Origin of the sequence: Streptomyces candidus, from assembly GCF_014207445.1 — a bacterium.
GTDB classification, from domain to species: domain Bacteria; phylum Actinomycetota; class Actinomycetes; order Streptomycetales; family Streptomycetaceae; genus Streptomyces; species Streptomyces candidus.
In genome coordinates, this window is the sequence record NZ_JACHEM010000006.1 from 59,891 (window position 1) to 76,373 (window position 16,483).

Annotated in this window: 16 protein-coding genes; 10 read left to right on the forward strand and 6 right to left on the reverse strand. The window is 72.0% G+C overall.

Annotation, left to right across the window (positions count from 1 at the left end):
* Positions 1–26 precede the first annotated feature (26 nt).
* Positions 27–1,430, forward strand: coding sequence for a uracil-xanthine permease family protein (locus tag HNQ79_RS13340; protein WP_185030503.1), 1,404 nt, complete (start codon positions 27–29; stop codon positions 1,428–1,430).
* A gap of 265 nt (positions 1,431–1,695) precedes the next feature.
* Here the strand turns inward: HNQ79_RS13340 and HNQ79_RS13345 are convergent, their stop codons facing one another.
* Positions 1,696–2,832: a glycoside hydrolase family 6 protein gene (locus tag HNQ79_RS13345; protein WP_185031086.1), complete on the reverse strand. Its 1,137-nt coding sequence runs from the start codon at positions 2,830–2,832 to the stop codon at positions 1,696–1,698.
* 335 nt (positions 2,833–3,167) lie between these two features.
* On the opposite strand from HNQ79_RS13345, the gene HNQ79_RS13350 reads away from it, so the two are divergent.
* Positions 3,168–3,932 carry a DUF5995 family protein gene (locus HNQ79_RS13350; protein WP_221507680.1) on the forward strand — a complete coding sequence of 255 codons (765 nt, stop codon included), beginning with the start codon at positions 3,168–3,170 and terminating at the stop codon, positions 3,930–3,932.
* Between the two features lie 66 nt (positions 3,933–3,998).
* Here HNQ79_RS13350 and HNQ79_RS13355 read toward each other — a convergent pair whose 3' ends face one another.
* The 4 genes from HNQ79_RS13355 to HNQ79_RS13370 all read right to left on the reverse strand — a co-directional run bounded on the left by HNQ79_RS13355 (position 3,999) and on the right by HNQ79_RS13370 (position 8,992).
* Entirely contained in the window at positions 3,999–5,693 is a 1,695-nt protein-coding gene (locus HNQ79_RS13355) for a flavin monoamine oxidase family protein (RefSeq protein WP_185030506.1), read from the reverse strand.
* Positions 5,694–5,780: 87 nt separating this feature from the next.
* On the reverse strand, positions 5,781–6,620 hold the full coding sequence (locus HNQ79_RS13360; protein ID WP_185031090.1) for a carbon-nitrogen hydrolase family protein: 840 nt from the start codon (positions 6,618–6,620) through the stop codon (positions 5,781–5,783).
* 412 nt (positions 6,621–7,032) lie between these two features.
* Positions 7,033–7,488 carry an Lrp/AsnC family transcriptional regulator gene (locus HNQ79_RS13365; RefSeq protein WP_185030508.1) on the reverse strand — a complete coding sequence of 152 codons (456 nt, stop codon included), beginning with the start codon at positions 7,486–7,488 and terminating at the stop codon, positions 7,033–7,035.
* A 10-nt stretch (positions 7,489–7,498) separates the two neighbouring features.
* Positions 7,499–8,992 carry an amino acid permease gene (locus tag HNQ79_RS13370; protein WP_185030511.1) on the reverse strand — a complete coding sequence of 498 codons (1,494 nt, stop codon included), beginning with the start codon at positions 8,990–8,992 and terminating at the stop codon, positions 7,499–7,501.
* A 361-nt stretch (positions 8,993–9,353) separates the two neighbouring features.
* On the opposite strand from HNQ79_RS13370, the gene HNQ79_RS13375 reads away from it, so the two are divergent.
* From HNQ79_RS13375 to HNQ79_RS13410, 8 genes are all read left to right on the forward strand, one after another.
* Positions 9,354–10,319: a GDSL-type esterase/lipase family protein gene (locus tag HNQ79_RS13375; protein ID WP_185030513.1), complete on the forward strand. Its 966-nt coding sequence runs from the start codon at positions 9,354–9,356 to the stop codon at positions 10,317–10,319.
* A 157-nt stretch (positions 10,320–10,476) separates the two neighbouring features.
* The gene (locus HNQ79_RS13380; RefSeq protein WP_185030516.1) at positions 10,477–11,358 is read left to right on the forward strand and encodes an STAS domain-containing protein; all 882 of its coding nucleotides are present in this window, start codon (positions 10,477–10,479) and stop codon (positions 11,356–11,358) included.
* Positions 11,355–11,816: an STAS domain-containing protein gene (locus tag HNQ79_RS13385; protein ID WP_229923566.1), complete on the forward strand. Its 462-nt coding sequence runs from the start codon at positions 11,355–11,357 to the stop codon at positions 11,814–11,816. Before HNQ79_RS13380 ends, HNQ79_RS13385 begins: the two co-directional genes overlap by 4 nt.
* A gap of 22 nt (positions 11,817–11,838) precedes the next feature.
* Entirely contained in the window at positions 11,839–12,279 is a 441-nt protein-coding gene (locus HNQ79_RS13390; RefSeq protein WP_229923586.1) for an anti-sigma regulatory factor, read from the forward strand.
* Positions 12,279–13,424, forward strand: a complete 1,146-nt coding sequence (locus HNQ79_RS13395) for an ATP-binding protein (protein WP_185030519.1) — start codon at positions 12,279–12,281, stop codon at positions 13,422–13,424. The genes HNQ79_RS13390 and HNQ79_RS13395 overlap by 1 nt, the downstream gene beginning before the upstream one ends.
* Positions 13,421–14,686, forward strand: coding sequence for a PP2C family protein-serine/threonine phosphatase (locus HNQ79_RS13400; RefSeq protein ID WP_185030522.1), 1,266 nt, complete (start codon positions 13,421–13,423; stop codon positions 14,684–14,686). Before HNQ79_RS13395 ends, HNQ79_RS13400 begins: the two co-directional genes overlap by 4 nt.
* Positions 14,683–15,054 (forward strand): STAS domain-containing protein, encoded by a 372-nt coding sequence (locus HNQ79_RS13405; protein WP_185030525.1) that lies wholly within the window; start codon positions 14,683–14,685, stop codon positions 15,052–15,054. Before HNQ79_RS13400 ends, HNQ79_RS13405 begins: the two co-directional genes overlap by 4 nt.
* 67 nt (positions 15,055–15,121) lie before the next feature.
* On the forward strand, positions 15,122–15,505 hold the full coding sequence (locus tag HNQ79_RS13410; RefSeq protein ID WP_229923567.1) for an ATP-binding protein: 384 nt from the start codon (positions 15,122–15,124) through the stop codon (positions 15,503–15,505).
* A gap of 80 nt (positions 15,506–15,585) precedes the next feature.
* Here the strand turns inward: HNQ79_RS13410 and HNQ79_RS13415 are convergent, their stop codons facing one another.
* On the reverse strand, positions 15,586–16,452 hold the full coding sequence (locus HNQ79_RS13415) for an RNA polymerase sigma factor SigF (protein WP_185030531.1): 867 nt from the start codon (positions 16,450–16,452) through the stop codon (positions 15,586–15,588).
* Between the last annotated feature and the right edge of the window lie 31 nt (positions 16,453–16,483).

The window sequence follows — 16,483 nt, forward strand, 5'->3', positions numbered from 1 at the left end:
CTGAACAGAGCTGAACGGGAGCACCCATGGGCCTCGGTGTCCGCTGGACCTTGCACGGGGACGGGCGCACCCCCGCGCCCGGAGCCGTCGTCCGACCCGACGAGCGGCTGTCGTGGCCCCGGACGGCGGGGCTGGGTGCGCAGCACGTGGTGGCGATGTTCGGCGCGTCGTTCGTCGCGCCCGTCCTGATGGGTCTCGATCCGAACCTCGCCATCATGATGTCCGGTGTCGCGACCGCCATCTTCCTGCTCGCGACCAAGGGCCGCGTCCCCTCCTACCTGGGCTGTTCCCTGTCCTTCGTGGGCGTGGCCGCCGCGATCCGGGCGAGCGGCGGCGACAGCGCGACGGTCACCGGCGCGGTGTTCGTGGTGGGCGGGGCGCTGTTCCTGTCGGGGCTCGCGGTGCAGAGGTTCGGCGCGCGGATCATCCATGCGGCGATGCCCCCGGTGGTGACCGGCGCCGTGGTCATGCTGATCGGTTTCAACCTGGCGCCGGTGACGGCGTCCACGTACTGGCCGCAGGACCAGTGGACGGCGCTGCTGGTCATGCTCTTCACCGGACTGGCCGTGGTGGCACTGCGCGGCTTCCTCTCACGCATCGCGATCTTCCTCGGGCTGCTCTTCGGGTACGGGATCTCGTGGGTCTTCGACCTGGTCTTCGGCAAAATTCACTCGCCGGTGGGCGGCGGTGCCCCGGCGGACCACTGGCGGCTGGACCTGTCCGGGGTCGCCGAGGCGGACTGGATCGGGCTGCCCTCGTTCCATGCGCCGAGCTTCCAGTGGTCGGCGATCCTGGTCGCCCTGCCGGTCGTCATCGCGCTCATCGCCGAGAACGCCGGGCACGTGAAGGCTGTCGGCGAGATGACCGGTGACGACCTCGACGACAAGCTGGGCACCGCGATCGCGGCGGACGGTGCCGCGTCGATGCTGTCCACGGCGGTCGGTGGGCCGCCCAACACGACCTACTCCGAGAACATCGGAGTGATGGCGGCCACCCGGGTGTACTCCACCGCCGCCTATTGGGCCGCGGCGTTCTTCGCGCTGCTGTTCGGACTGTGCCCGAAGTTCGGCGCCGTGGTGGCGGCGATCCCGGGCGGGGTGCTCGGCGGCATCACGGTCATCCTGTACGGCATGATCGGGCTGCTCGGCGCGCAGATCTGGATCAACGCGAAGGTCGATCTGCGCAATCCTCTGAATCTGGTGCCGGCGGCGGCGGGGATCATCATCGGAGTGGGCGGGGTGAGCCTGAAGTTCACCGACAGCTTCGAGCTGAGCGGGATCGCGCTGGGAACGATCGTGGTCATCACCGGGTACCACGTACTGCGGGCACTGGCGCCGGCGCACATGAAGGAGCGCGAGCCGCTGCTCGACGCGGGGACCTCCTCGTACGACGAGGAGCCGGCGGGCCAGGAGAGGCCGGGGAAGGACTGAGGGAGGCCACGCGGCCCGCCCCGCGGGACGGGCGGAACGGTCGGGGCGAGCCCTGCGCGGTGCGGCTGTACGAAGCGGAGACGAGCGCTCCCGCTCCGCCGCCGGGCCCCTCGCCCCAGCGGTCGGCCCCGCACGCCGGCCCCGTGCCGTCCTGCCCGACGCCCCGGCCGTCGGCGTCCTCGTTCGCCGCATCCCGCGCGTCCCGCACCTGCCCCGTATCGGCGCGTCCCGCCCCTTCGCCGGACCGCCGGACCCGCTGCCTGCCCTACCCGTTCGCCAGGTCCACCGCGTAGTCCGGTGTGAAGCTGCCCGCCGCTCCCTTGCAGCCGTCCGACTCGCCCGGCAGCTTGACCCACAGGTACGCGTCGATGCGGGATGTGCCCGTCCGCGTCGTCGGGGGGCGGCCCAGGGCGCGTCCCGCGGGGTCGCACCACTGGCCTGCCGCCGGGGCGCCGTTCCCGTTGCGACTGGTGTCGATGACCGCGCCCAGGGAGGACGGCCCGCCGAGGGCCGACAGGACCTGGCGGGCGTACGCCACCTCGTCCGCGGTCCGGTGGAAGTTCGAGACATTGGTGAAGATGCCGTCGCTGTTGGTGGCCGCGCCTGCCTGGCGCAGATAGCCCGCCATCTTCGAGGCCGCGTGCCAGCCCGAGTGGCCGGCGTCGAAGTAGACGCGGGCGTTCGGGTTCGCCGCGCGCAGGGCCTTGCCCGCGCGGGAGAGCGCGGCGAAGCGGGTGGCGCGCTGCGCGTCGTTCAGGCAGTCGGTCTGGGCGATGGCGTCGGGCTCCAGGATGACGATGACGTCGCCCTTGCCGAGGCCCGCCCCGAAGCTGCGTATCCAGCTGTCGTAGGACCCGAAGTCCGGCGCGCCGCCCTGCGAGGCGCCGCCGCAGTCCCGTTCGGGGATCGCGTACGGCACGACGACCGGCACCCGGCCCGCGGCCGCCGCCCCGGCGGTGACCTTGCGGACCTCGTTGGTGATGGTGGAGGGCTTGTACTCGGCGAACCAGACGGCGGCCGGCTGGGCGGCGATCTTCGCTTGGATCAGGGCGTGCCGCGGGTCGCCGCGGTGGGCACGCACCCAGTCCAGTACCTGGGACTGCGGGTGCAGGTAGAGGTTCGCCGAGACCGGTGCGCTCTGCTGCCGGGCCGGCGGCTTCTTCGCCGCGGGCGGCGGCGTCTTCGTGGGTGCGGGCCGCTTCGTCGCAGTGGCGGACGCCGAAATGGAGGCGGAGGGAGACGCCGTGGTCGCCGACGGGGTCGGCGCCCCGGGCAGCGGCGGCATGTCGGGGGTCTTCGTGATCTCCGGGGCCGCCGTGGCGCGCTCCCGCTCACCGGAGGTGGCCGAGACCACGCCGGTGACCGTGCCGACGGCGACCACGGCCGAGGCGACGACGGCCATCGCGCCGCGCAGGGCGCCGCCGTTCACCCGCTTGCGGCCGCGGCCGCGGCCCCGTCGCGCCGCGCGTCCCTCGCCCGCGAGGGGGCCGGTCAGCACCTGTTCGGCGGCCAGGGGGAAGGCTCCGCCGTCGTCGCGTCGGCCGTTGTCTCCGCCGTGGTCGCTCCGGCTGTCGCCGCGCCGGCCCTCGACGCGGTTCTTCCGGCGTTGGCCTCGTATGCCTGACACCCTGTCACTCCCCCCTTCCCCCCGGGTACCGGGGGCTCCGGATTCCCTCGTTCTGGGGAAGCCCCGGCCCGGCTGCGTCGCAGGAAGCCTATGACTGGGACGCTGCCCCCATGGCACAGATCGAGCACTTCACAGTTGAGAGGGACCGTACACGGCTCTCCGGACTGCTCACTCCTCGGCCGCCCGTGGACGGCACGGAACGCACCGGCGGTGCGGGCCCCGTGCACGGTGTGGTGCGGCGGATGCGTGCCTTCCGCGCCGGCTGGCACCCCAGCGACGGGGTCGCGGTCTTCAACCGCGTCTATCTGACGGTCACCGAGGAGATCGTCCGGCAGATCGACACCGGCCGCTTCGCCGACCCGCACGCCGCGGCCACGCTCGATGTGCTGTTCGCGGAAAGATATCTGGCCGCCGTCGACGCCGCCGCCGCGGGGCTCCGTACGCCCGCCTGCTGGCGGCCGCTGTTCCAGTACCGGCGCCATCCGGGCGTACGGCCGCTCCAGTTCGCGCTCGCGGGGATCAACGCGCACATCGGGCACGACCTGGCGCGGGCGGTCGTCGACACGTGCGAGGTGCTGGGGTGCGAACCGGCCGACGTGGAAGGGGACTTCGACCGGGTCGGGGACACGCTGGTCGCCCTGGAGGAACGGATCAGGGAGGACCTGATGCCGGGCCCCGACCTGCTGGAGATCGCGGACCCGCTGACGCATCTGCTGGGGACGTGGAGTCTGGAGCGGGCGCGCGAGGCGGCGTGGGCGGCGGCGCGGGTGATGTGGGGGCTGCGCGCGCTGCCCGACCTGGCGGAGGAGTTCGTGGAGCGGATGGACGCCGGGGCGGGCCTGGTGGGCAGGTGCCTGCTGACGCCGTTGCGCTAGGGGCGGGGCCGACGTGCTGCCGCCCCGCGGCCCGGAGGGGGCTGCGGGGCGACGGAGGGCGGGCCCTCAGTCCTCCGGGAGCTCCAGAGGGGCGATCTCGTCGTAGACGTCGCCGGGGCCCGGGTTGGTGGTGTCCGTGGTGCCGCCGAAGTGGTGCATGACGCCCCAGACCGCGTTGAGCGCCGTCTGGATCGCGCCCTCGGCCCAGCCGGCCGTCCACGAGATGTCGTCGCCCGCGAGGAAGATGCCGCGCTTGTCCTCGGGCAGGCGGTCCTGCATGAAGTGGGTGAACAGGCGGCGCTGGTAACGGTAGTGGCCGGGCAGGTTCGCCTTGAAGGCGCCCATGAAGTACGGCTCGTTCTCCCACGACACGGTCACCGGGTTGCCGATGATGTGACTGCGGATGTCGACCTTCGGGTAGATCTCGCCGAGCGACTTGAGCATGACCTCCATGCGCTCCTGCGCGGACAGCGGCAGCCACTTGAGGCTGTCGTCGCACCAGGTGTACGAGAGGCAGATCACGGCGGGCTTGTCCGGTCCGTCGTCCAGCAGGTACGTGCCGCGCGTCATCCGGTCGGTGAGCGTCATCGACATCACGTCGCGCCCGGTCTCCTCGTCCTTGTCCAGCCAGAACGGCCGGTCCACGGGCACGAAGAGCTTCGAGGACTCCATGTAGTGGGTGCGCTCCATCGCCGTCCAGTGGTCGATGGGGAAGAGCGAGTCGTCGCAGTCGATCTTCGACAGGAGGAGCCAGGACTGGGCGGTGAAGATCGCCGCCTGGTACGTGCGGATGTCACCGGAGGAGTCCGTCACGGTGATGCGGTTGCCCGCGGTGCGGTTCAGCCGGGTGACGGCCGGCTTCGGGTCGCCCTCGTGCAGGGACTTCAGCGAGGTGCCCAGCGGCCAGTGCACCAGCTTCTGCGGCTCGCGCTCCCACAGCCGCAGCGGGAGCTGCTGGCTGCCGCCGACGATGCCGCGGTGGTGGTCGTCGGCCTCGGTGTAGACGACGCGCAGGATCTCCAGGATGGAGTTCGGGAAGTCGGTGTCCCAGCCGCCGGTGCCGAAGCCGACCTGTCCGAAGATCTCGCGGTGCCGGAAGGACTTGAAGGCCTCCGATTCGCAGAGGAAGCCGTAGAAGGTCTGGTTGTCGAGCTTCTCGACGAGCTTCGCCCAGATCTCGCGGATGCGCGGTACGTCGCGCTCGCGCATGGCCTGGTTCATGTCGGAGAAGTCGGCGCCCTCTTCCAGGCAGGCGGCCCAGGCGGCGGCGACGTCGCGGTAGACCTGCGGAAGGTCCTCGACGGTCTCCGCGTAGTGCGACTCGCCCTTGAGGTCGACGACCGTGGAGGGGGTCTCCGGGGCGAGCGGGTTCGGGAACGGCCGGGTCTGCAGGCCCACCAGGTCGATGTAGTGCTGGAGCGCGGTCGACGACGGCGGGAAGCGCATCGCGCCCATCTCCGCGGTCAGGCCCTCGGTGCTGGGCCCGTCGAAACCCACGGTGCGCAGCCGGCCGCCGATCTGGTCGGCCTCGTACACGACGGGCTTGAGGCCCATCTTCATCAGCTCGTACGCGGCGACGATGCCGGACAGCCCGCCGCCGATGACGGCGACCTCGGTGCCGTGCGCGGTCGCGGGTATCTGGCCGAGGCCCGCCGGGTGGGCGAGGAAGTCGTCGTAGGCGTACGGGAAGTCCGGCCCGAACATGGTGATCGGCGGCTGCGCGTCGGTGTGCTGGACAGCGGTGGGCACCGTGGACGTCATGGGGTACGGACTCCTAGCTGGGCGGTGAGAAGTTGGGGGGAAGCGGCCCGGTCTGTTCGGGCCGGCGCGGCGTGCGCGGAAGCCGGATCAGACCAGCGACGCGTAGAGGCCGGGGCGGCGGTCGCGCAGGTACGGGTTCGTCTCCCGCGAGCTGCGGAGCAGCTCGGGATCCACCTCGCCCACGACGAGTTCCTCGCCGCGTCCGGCACGCAGCCGGGTGGCGCCGTCGGGGCTCGCGAGGCAGCTCAGCCCGACGAAGTCGAAGGCCTCCGCGCCCTCGCCCTCGGGGCCCGTGCGGTTGACGTACGCGACGTACATCTGGTTCTCGAAGGCGCGCACCGGGACGAGGGACTCGGCGACGAACTGGAAGGGGTGCATCTGGGCGGTGGGCACCAGCAGGAGGTCGGTGCCGGCGAGGGCGTGGGCGCGGACGTTCTCCGGGAACTCCACGTCGTAGCAGATCATCAGGCCGACCCGCAGGCCGCCCAGGTCGGCCTGGACGACGGACTGTTCGCCCGGGGTGAAGTGGTCCTGCTCGAAGCCGCCGAAGAGGTGGGTCTTGCGGTAGTTGGCGAGGCGCGTGCCGGACGAGTCGATCAGCTGCGCCGAGTTGAAGACCCGCTCGCCGCCCGCGCCGTCCCGTTCCGGGTAGCCGTAGACGATCGCGAGGCCGTGCCGTGCGGCGATGTCGGCGACCGCGTCGGCGGCGTCCCCGTCCGCGCTCTCCGCGAGGCGGCGGACGTCCTCGCCGATGGCGTAACCGGTGAGGAACATCTCGGAGCAGACCAGCAGCGCGGCCCCGGCGGCGGCCGCCCGTCCCGCGGCCTCGTCCAGCACCTTGAGGTTCGCGGCCACGGAACCGGGCCGCCCGGAGCTCTGGAGGAGGGCGATACGGAGCGGCTGCGGCGACGCAGGGGACGACGGCATGGCGGACCTCGGGCGGGTGGGGAGGGCGGGGTGGAAGACGTATTGACGGTACGGGGCGGTGTGCGGGGCGGACAAGGCGCGACCGTTGCGCGCTGACCGTCGATCTGTTGCGTGCGAGGGGGGTACGGGGGTGATTTGTTGCGTGAGGGCGGGCGCGTGTACGCGTGGGAAGCGAAGGGGCGCGTACGGGGTGGTGCAGGTACGGAGCGGGGGGGCACCGTCCGCTGGGGGCCGCCCCCTAGCCCGCCCGTTCCGCCCCCCGGAGGGCTGTCCCGCCGCCGAAGGAGGCTCACCTGGGGTGAGGGCCGGGGCCCGGTGGCCGGGGCGGCTCACGGAGGGGGAGACCGGGCTCGCCGCCTACGGGAGATCGCGGGGGGAAGCGGACCCCTTGCTCAAGAGGGCCACCGGGGGGTCAGGCCGGGGAGCCGGAGGAGAAGCGGCGCAGGAGGGGGGACAGGACCAGCACCGACTTCGTGCGCTCCACGAACGGCTCCCCCGCGATCCGCTCCAGCACCCTTTCGAAGTGCCGCATGTCCGAGGCGAAGACCTGGACGATCGCGTCCGCGTCCCCCGTGACGGTGGACGCGGACGCGACCTCCGGGTACCGCTCAAGACCCCGGTTGATCGCCTCGGGCGAGGTGTTGCGGCGGCAGTAGATCTCGATGAACCCCTCGGTCTCCCAGCCCAGCGCCGCCGGGTCCACCCGCACGGTGAACCCGGTGATGGCGCCTTCCGCCCGCAGCCGGTCGACCCGGCGCTTCACGGCGGGGGCGGAGAGGCCTACGAGGGAGCCGATGTCGGCGTACGAACGCCGGGCGTCCTCCGCCAGGGCGTGGACGATTCGCTCGTCGAGATCGTTGAGTCGCACTGCGGGTGGGTCACTTTTCTGCGGTCACGGATGCTCCTGCGCCCGGGTTCTTCGCCAGGCGGGAACGGCGGAAGCCGTATCCGAAGTAGAACACGAGTCCTGCCGCCATCCAGACCCCGAAGACCACCCAGGTCGCGGTGTCGAGGCTGAACATGTTGTACGCGCAGAAAGCGAAGCCGAGCACCGGGAAAACGGGACCCAGCGGCACCCGGAACGTCCGGTTCATGTCGGGACGCCGCACCCGCAGGATGACGACCGCGACGTTGACCAGCGCGAACGCGAAGAGCGTGCCGATGCTGGTGGCTTCGACGAGCTTGCCGAGCGGGATCGCGGCAGCCAGGACGCCGCAGAAGAGCGAGACGATGACGGTGTTCACGCGGGGCGTGCCGGTGCGCGGGCTGACCTTCGAGAAGGCCTTCGGCACGAGCCCGTCGCGGGACATCGCGAAGAGGATGCGGGTCTGTCCGTACAGGACGGTCAGGACGACGCTCGCGATGGCGATGACCGCGCCCGCCGCGAGGAGGGTGCCCCAGAAGGCCTGCCCGGTGACGTCCTTCATGATCCCGGCGAGGGCGGCTTCGGAGCCCTCGAAGGCCTCCCAGTCCTGCGCGCCGACGGCGACGGCCGCGACCAGCACGTACAGGGCGGTGACGATGATCAGCGACAGCATGATCGCGCGCGGCAGGTCGCGCTGCGGGTTCTTCGCCTCCTCGCCGGCCGTGGAGGCGGCGTCGAAGCCGATGTACGAGAAGAAGAGGGTGGCGCCCGCGGCGCTGACGCCCGCCATGCCGAGCGGCATGAAGTCCTCGTAGTTGCCGGACTTGAAGCCCATGAAGCCGATCACGCAGAAGAGCAGCAGGGCGCCGATCTTGATGGCGACCATGATCGTGTTGATGCGGGCGGACTCACGCGCCCCACCGAGCAGGAAGACCATCGCCAGCAGGACGACGATCAGCGCGGGCAGGTTGAAGATCCCGCCGTCGCCGGGCGGCGCGGACAGCGCGTCGGGGATGGTGAAGCCGAACGTCCCGTCGAGGAGTTCGTTGAGGTACTCGCCCCAGCCGACGGCCACCGCCGCGACCGAGACGCCGTACTCCAGGACCAGGCACCAGCCGCAGACCCAGGCGATGAGTTCACCCATTGTTGCGTACGCATACGAGTACGAGGACCCGGCGACCGGGATGCTGCCCGCGAGTTCGGCGTACGAGAGGGCCGAGAAGAGAGCGGTGAGACCGGCGATCACGAACGAGATCGTGACGGCGGGGCCGGCCTTGGGCACTGCCTCGCCGAGGACGACGAAGATGCCGGTGCCGAGGGTGGCGCCGATGCTGATCATCGTCAGCTGCCACATCGAGAGGGTACGCCGCAGCGAGCCGCCCTCGCCCTTTCCTCCCTCGCTGACCAGCAGCTCGACCGGCTTCCGGCGCATCACGCCGGTGCCGCCGTTGCGGCCCGGCGAAGGGGGTGGGGTGGCGACGGGAGGTGCTGCGCCTTGGTCCAACACGAGGGGGCTCCTTGCTCACTTCCGATCGGACGGCGGCGACCCCCGCGGCACAGGTTCCGAGGGCGCGGCGAAGCAGCCGAAAGCCCGGGAACCGCCGAGCAGGCGGTCCCCGCCACTCCACGTACAGCCGTGAAGCCTATGGGGGTGTCTTCCCGCTCGTAATGCAGCAACCTTGCGCATGGGCGGATGATCCTTGCGCGCAATCGCCACCGATGGGATTTTGTTGCGCCCCAGTTTTCGATATCCCTTATGCCCGGTACGCGAGGCGGACCCCACAGCCCGTCCGCTCATGGCCCGGCCGCTGGCGGGCAGGGTGTCGGAGACCTGCCGCACGGGCGGCACGACCGAGGAGGAGGCGCCGATGAACTGGCTGGATGCGGGGCTCTTTCTGCGCGGAGTCGCGTGGCGGGACGCGGACGGACGACCCGTGCGCGCGGACCCCGACGACCTGGGCCGGTTGCCGTGGGACGTACTGGAGCGGGCCCGGGTCCCTGTCGGGGTGCGGCTGGAGTTCGCGGCGTACGGGGCGGAGGCCGTCGAGTTGCACTACCGGGCCGAAGCGGGCGAGGTTCCGCACGCATTCGGGCTCTGGACGGACGGACGGCAGGTCTCGGAGACGCTGGCCGACCCGGCCGACGAGGCGGTCGTACGGCTGCGGCTGCCGCCCCGGGAGGGCCCGTTCACCGTCTACCCGCCCGAGTCGCAGTCGCCGCGCTTCCTCGGGATCCGCGCCGTCGGCGGCCGCATCGAGCCGGCCGGGCCCCGCCCGCGCTGGGTGGTGCACGGCGATTCCGTCACCGAGGGCTGGTGGTCCACCCGGCCCGCGCACGCCTGGCCCGCCGCGGCCGGCCGGCTCCTCGGCCTGGACACCGTGAACCTCGGGTACGCGGGCGCCGCCCGCGGCGAACTGGCGACCGCCCAGCAGCTGGCCACCCTGCCCGCGGACGCGCTCACCCTGGCCTTCGGCACCAACTGCTGGGGCCGCACCCCCTTCACCCCGGCCCTGCTGGGCGAGACGCTGCGGGCCTGTGTCGCCCTCGTACGGCAGGGACATCCGCACGCCCCTCTGCTGGTCCTCTCCCCCGTACTGCGCCCCGACGCCGAGCACACCCCGAACGCCCTCGGCGCGACGCTCGCCGCACTGCGAACGGCACTGGAGGACGCCGTGCGCAAGGAGATCGCCGCCGGGGACGGGAGGCTGGCGCTGCTGCCCGGCCTCGGGCTGCTCGGCCCCGAGCACCTCGCGGACGGCCTGCATCCCAACGACGCGGGGCACGCGGCCCTCGCCGGGGCGGTCGCGACGGCGCTGGGGAAACTGATGGCGTGAAGCCGTCCGCGGTGACGTGGCTCACGGCTTCCAAGGACGGAGGCATGGTTCGTTTTCCGCGGGGTAACCGGGGCCCCGTGGGCTACGCGGCCGGACGGCCGGGCGGCCCGGCGCGCTGCCGGACCCGGCAAGCCAACGCCAACCGCGAGAGGTGTGTGTGAGTACCAGCGAGACAAGCGTGCGGGACGGCCTTCTGGAGGCTTTGCGCGAGCGGGAGCAGGAGATCGCGGACCGCTGGGTCCGGCTCCAGCTGGAGCAGTCGACCCTCGACACCGACATGAACGAGCACGAGCTGCGTGAGGAGGCGGACCTGCTGATCTCCGCGCTCCGCACGGGACTCGCCAGCGACGTGCCCGTGGAGCGGCTGGTGACCTCTCAGCACGAGCTGCGCAGGACGGTCATAGAACTGTCCCTGCGCCGGGCCCGCGCGGGTGCGACGCCGACGGCCACCTCCCTGGCCGTCCTCTCCCTCAAGGAGGTGCTCCTGGAGGCGATGCAGCACACCACCCGGGACACCGCCGAGCTGTTCTCCGCCGCCGTGCTGGTGAACCGGCTGCTGGACGCGGCGGGGGCGCTGTCCTTCGAGACGTACGTCGAGGGCCGCGAGGAGATCATCCAGCGGCAGTCGCGGCAGCTGATGGAACTCTCCACCCCGGTCGTACGGCTGTGGCACCACGTCCTGGCCGTGCCGCTGATCGGCACGCTGGACACCGCCCGCACCCAGGTGGTGATGGAGAACCTGCTCCAGGGCATCCAGGACCACGAGGCGAAGGTCGCCATCATCGACATCACCGGCGTCCCGGCCGTGGACACCGCCGTCGCGCAGCACCTGATGCACACGGTGAACGCGGTACGGCTGATGGGCGCGGACTGTGTGATCTCCGGCATCCGGCCGCCCATCGCGCAGACCATCGCCCAGCTCGGCATCGACCTGTCCACCATCCTGACCCGGGCGACGCTCGCCGACGCGCTGGCCGCCGCGGTACACCTCACCGACCAGCCCTCGGTCTCCGGCTCGTACTCACCGGCGGGCCCATGAACGGCCCCCTGAGCGCGCCGGGCGCCCCCGCCGGATCATCGCCCCCGCCGCCGGTCCCGCAACCGGCCGGCGTGCCGATCCTGCGGCTCGGCGACGTCCTGGTCACCGGGCTTCTCAACGAGCTGGACGACAAGTCGGCCGTCGCCTTCACCGAGGAGCTGACGACACGGATCGTGGGCGACGCGGCTCGTGGCGTCCTGATCGACATCTCGCGGCTGGAGGTCATCGACTCGTTCGTGGCCCGCACGCTGATGGAACTCACCACCATGGCAAGGCTGTTGGGCGCCCGGGTGATCGTGGCGGGCATGCGGCCCGCGGTGGCGATCACACTGGTCGAACTCGGCCTCCAGCTGACCGGAGTGGAGACGGCGCTCAACGCGGAAGCGGGCCTTCTCGCGCTGGGCTGGCAGCAGATGCCCCGGCCTTCCGGGGAGGCCCCACGTGACTCTCTACGATGAACAGCTGACCCGCAGCGCGGGACTGGGCCCGCAACGAAGCCCGGTCCGGGCCGGCTCCGCGACGTACTCCGTCTCCTCCGAGGAGGATCTGCTGACGGTCCGTCACGCGGTGCGGGCGGCCACCGTGGAGGCCGGTTTCGGCCTGGTGGACCAGACCCGCATCGTCACCGCGGCGAGCGAGCTGGCCCGCAACGCCTACATCCACGGCGGTGGCGGCAGCCTGACCATCGAGCAGCTGCGCCAGCCGCCGCAGCAGGGCGGCCGGCGCGGGCTGCGGCTGACCGTGCGCGACGAGGGGCCCGGCATCCCGGACCTGGAGTCGGCCCTCACGGACGGTTTCACGACCGGTGCCGGACTCGGGCACGGCCTCGGCGGTGCGCAGCGGCTGATGCACGAGTTCTCGGTGCACAGCACCACGGGCGAGGGGACCACGGTCGTCGTCACCCGGTGGAACGGCCGCTGATGTCCGTCACCCCGCAGCCGGCCGGCAGCCCGCCGGGCCCTCCGCCGACGGTCGCCGCGCGCATCCGGATCGACCACTACAGCGCGGTCCACCTGGCGGCGGCGACGGCCCGGCAGATCGCGTTGGACAGCGGCCTGCCCGGAGCCCTGCCGGACCGGGCCGCGGTCCTGGCGAGCGAACTGGCCAGCAACATCGCCAAGCACGCGCAGGAGGGCTCGGTGTTCGTCCAGTCGCTGCCACTGCGGCCGGGAGTGGAGATCCTGGCGTCCGACCGGGGTCCGGGCATCCCGGACCTGGAGGCGGCCTTCACCGACGGCTGGACGACCACGAACACCCTCGGTTCGGGGCTCGGCGCGGTCCGCCGCATCGCGTCCGAGTTCACCCTCCGGACGAATCCGGGCACGGGCACCGTGATCTGCGCCCGGCTCACCGCGCCCGGGGCGCCGGCCGCCCGGGGCCCGGATCTGGCCGCCCTGTGCCTGCCCCGGGAGAGCGAGGACAGCTGCGGCGACGGCTGGGCCGTCTCCGACACCGGCGACGTTGCCACGGACCTGCCGCAGCGCACCGTGGTGGTGGTGGACGGCCTCGGGCACGGCCCGCCCGCCGCGGAGGCCGCCGACACGGCGCTGCGCGCGTTCCGCCGCGACCCGGACCTTCCGCTGCCCGCCCTGATGACCTCCCTGCACAAGTCGCTGCGGCGCACCCGCGGGGCGGCCGTGGGACTGCTGCGGCTGCGGCCCGACGGGCACGCCGACCACTGCTCGGTGGGCAACGTGCGGGCCCAGGCGGTCGGGTTCGACGGGGTGCGCTCGCGCCTCTCCGGCCAGCCGGGGGTGGTCGGCTGGAACATGCCGCTGCCCCGCGTGCAGCGGATCCCCGTCCCGCCCGGCTCCCTGCTCGTCCTGCACAGCGACGGTGTCGACCCCCGGTGGACGCACGATCCGACCCGCTTCCTGCTGCGGCTGCCGCCGCCCCTGCTGGTGGCGTCGCTGGCGCACGACTTCCGGCGCAGCCGCGACGACGCGACCGTGCTCGCCACCGGCGCCCTGGTTCCGCCGCCGGACGCGCGGCCGGGCGGGGGCAGCCGCACCGGCTCCCCGCTGCCGGGCAGCCCTGAGCCGAGCAGCCCGAAGAGAGACGCATGATCCCCCACAGCACCACCCACCACACCCTCCCCGGGTTGCGCAACGCCCTGCGGCGTCTCGCGCACCAGCTGCGGCTGCCGGTCGAGCTGCGGGCCCGGCTCGCTCTCGCGGTGTCCCAGGTGGCCGCCGGGGAACTGGGCGCGGGCCGGGCGGTGTCCCTGCACGCCTGCCGGGAGACCGATCCCGACACCGGGCGGCCCGTGCTGGCCATAAGACTGCGCACCCCCCTCGCCCCGCGCCCGCCCGCGCTCAGGAACCTCCCGCTGCCCGCCGAGCGGACCCCGGGCGCGGCGGCTCTCTGGCGCCTCCCCCCACCGGACCAGGAGCAGAACGACGTGCACGTGCAGACGCCCACGGTGGCGGACAACGGCCGGGGCCCCGACGTGGCCGACCTCCTGGAGGAGGAGCTGCGCGCCGCCGTCGCCCGCGCCGACGCACTCGCCCAGGACCGCGAGCGGCTCAAGGACGAACTGGCCGAGACCAACAGCGGCGTCCTCGCCCTGTACGTCCAACTCGACGAGCGCGACGAGCAGTTGCGGCGCGCGCACGGTCAGATGCTGCGCGAGCTGGAGGACGCCCTGCGCCCTGCCCCGGTGCGTGTGCCCGGCCTGGAGATGGCGGTGCACTACGAGCCGGCCGGGACCGACGCCCCGACCGGCGGCGACCTCTACGACTGGTTCCTGCTGCCCGACGGCCGGGTCCACATCACGCTGGTGGACGCCCTGGGGCACGGTGTGACCAGTACCCGCAGCGCTCTCAACGTCACGCACGCCGTACGGACCCTGGCCCTGGAGGGCCACCCGATGGACTCGATCGTGGAGCGCACAGACGAGATCCTGCTGCCCTTCGACCGCGAGCTGATGGCGACCGTGCTGCTCGCCCGGATCAACCCGCGGAGCGGCGCCCTCAAGCTCGCGAACGGCTCCCACCCGCCGGCCCTGCTGGTGCGGGAGAACGGCGAGGCGGAGTACCTGGAGGTGCGTGGCCGCGGCATCGGCTACCCGCTGCCGGGCAGTGAGCAAGTGCTGTACGACCAGCTGGCCCCGGGAGACCTGCTGGTGCTGTACACCGACGGGCTGACCGAGAGCAGACGCGACCCCCGCGAGGGCGAGCAGCGGCTTCTGGAGGCGGCCCGCCGTCACCGGCACCTGCCGATAGAGAAGATCCCCGGCGCCATCGCCGCCGACATGCACACCGTCATCCTGCACCCGGACGACACCGTGGCACTGACCGTACGCAGAACACACGAGGACGTCTCATGAGCCGCGACCGAGGCCTCGACAACGAACTCACCGTGGACGTGACCGAGGGGCCCGCCGGGGTGGTGCTCGCCATCGGCGGCGATCTCGACTTCGACAACTCGCCCGAGCTGCGCAGCGTGATCGGCCGGCTCGCCCTGTCCCCCGGACGGCTGCTGGTGCTCGACCTGTCCGGACTGACCTTCTTCGACTCCAGCGGGATCACGATGCTGGTCATCGCCCGGAAGGTGGCGCTGGCGGCGGGGGCGGACGTCGCGGTGAGCGGGGTGGGGCCGATGGTGGCGAAGATATTCCACATCACCGGGCTCGACATGGTCTTCCGGTCCTATCCCGACCCCTCGGCGGCGTTCGCGGCCGCCGCGCAGAACTGAACGGGTGGGAGGCCGGTGGGACGGTGAACTCGGGGTACGCGGGTGATTGATGACTGAGGAGCCGCCCGTGGTTGTCCTGGATTCTCCGCAGGGAGCAAACGAAGACAGCGCCTCCGCGAGGGAGACCGCTGCCGCCTATCTGACCCAGCACTGCGCCTGGGCCGATCTCGACGCCGTACTGCTGGTGGTGAGCGAGCTGGTCACCAATGCCGTCCGGCACACCTCCGGCTGGTGGCGGCTGAGACTGCGTGCCGGGCACGAGCGCCTGGTGGTCGAGATGGACGACTCCAGCCCTCAGCCGCCGGTGCCCCGCGAACCGGACTTCGCCGGCGGCGGAGGCTTCGGCTGGCACATGGTGCAACGGCTGGCCGGTCAGGTGGAGGTGCGACCGCTGCCGGAGGGCAAGCGGGTACGAGCCACCTGGCTGCGCTCGGCCGTCGGCCAGTGCTGAGGTGCCCGGGACCGCACGTACGAGAGTCCGGCCCCCCCGAGGGGGTGGCCGGACTCTCGTACGTGGAAGCCTGTGACGTCTCACTCCTGGGTGAGGAGGCCTTCCCGCAGCCGCTTGGTGATGCGCGTCAGCAGCCGGGAGACCTGCATCTGGGAGACTCCCAGCTCGGCCCCGATCTGCGACTGCGTCATCTCCGCGCCGTAGCGCATGCTCAGGATCTGCTTGTCGCGCTCGTCGAGTTCCTCGATGAGCGGCTTCAGCGCCTGCACGTTCTCGACGATCTCCAGGTCGGCGTCGGTGTCGCCGAGCCGGTCGGCGAGGGTCTGCGAGCCGGACTCCGAGCCGTCGTCGAGCGGGATGTCGATCGAGCCCGCCGTGTACCCGTTGGAGGCGACGAGACCTTCGACGATCTCCTCCTCCTCCATGTCGAGGTAGGCGGCCAGCTCGGCGGTGGTCGGCGAGCGGTCGAACTGCTGGAACAGCACGTCGGACGCCTTCGCGAGGTCTATCCGCAGCTCCTGGAGCCGACGCGGCACGTGCACCGACCAGCTGGTGTCGCGGAAGAACCGCTTGATCTCACCGACGATGCACGGCATCGCGAAGGTGGCGAACTCCACCTCGCGGGTCAGCTCGAACCGGTCGATGGCCTTGATCAGGCCGATCGTGCCGACCTGGACGATGTCCTCCATCTGGTCGGAGCGGTTGCGGAAGCGGGTGGCCGCGTACTTCACGAGCGCCAGGTTCAGCTCGATCAGCGTGTTGCGGGCGTACTGGTACTCGTGCGTGCCCTCCTCAAGGACGGCGAGCCGGGCGAAGAAAAGCCTCGACAGCTCCCTCGCGTCCTTCGGGGCTACCTCCGACGGGTTCTCCACCACCGGAAGTCCCAGCTCGGCCTGTTCGGCCGCGGACGTCTCCAGCGTGGCTCCAGTCGGGACTGCGGTCGCCATGGACACGGTGTCCTCCCCTTCATTGACATAT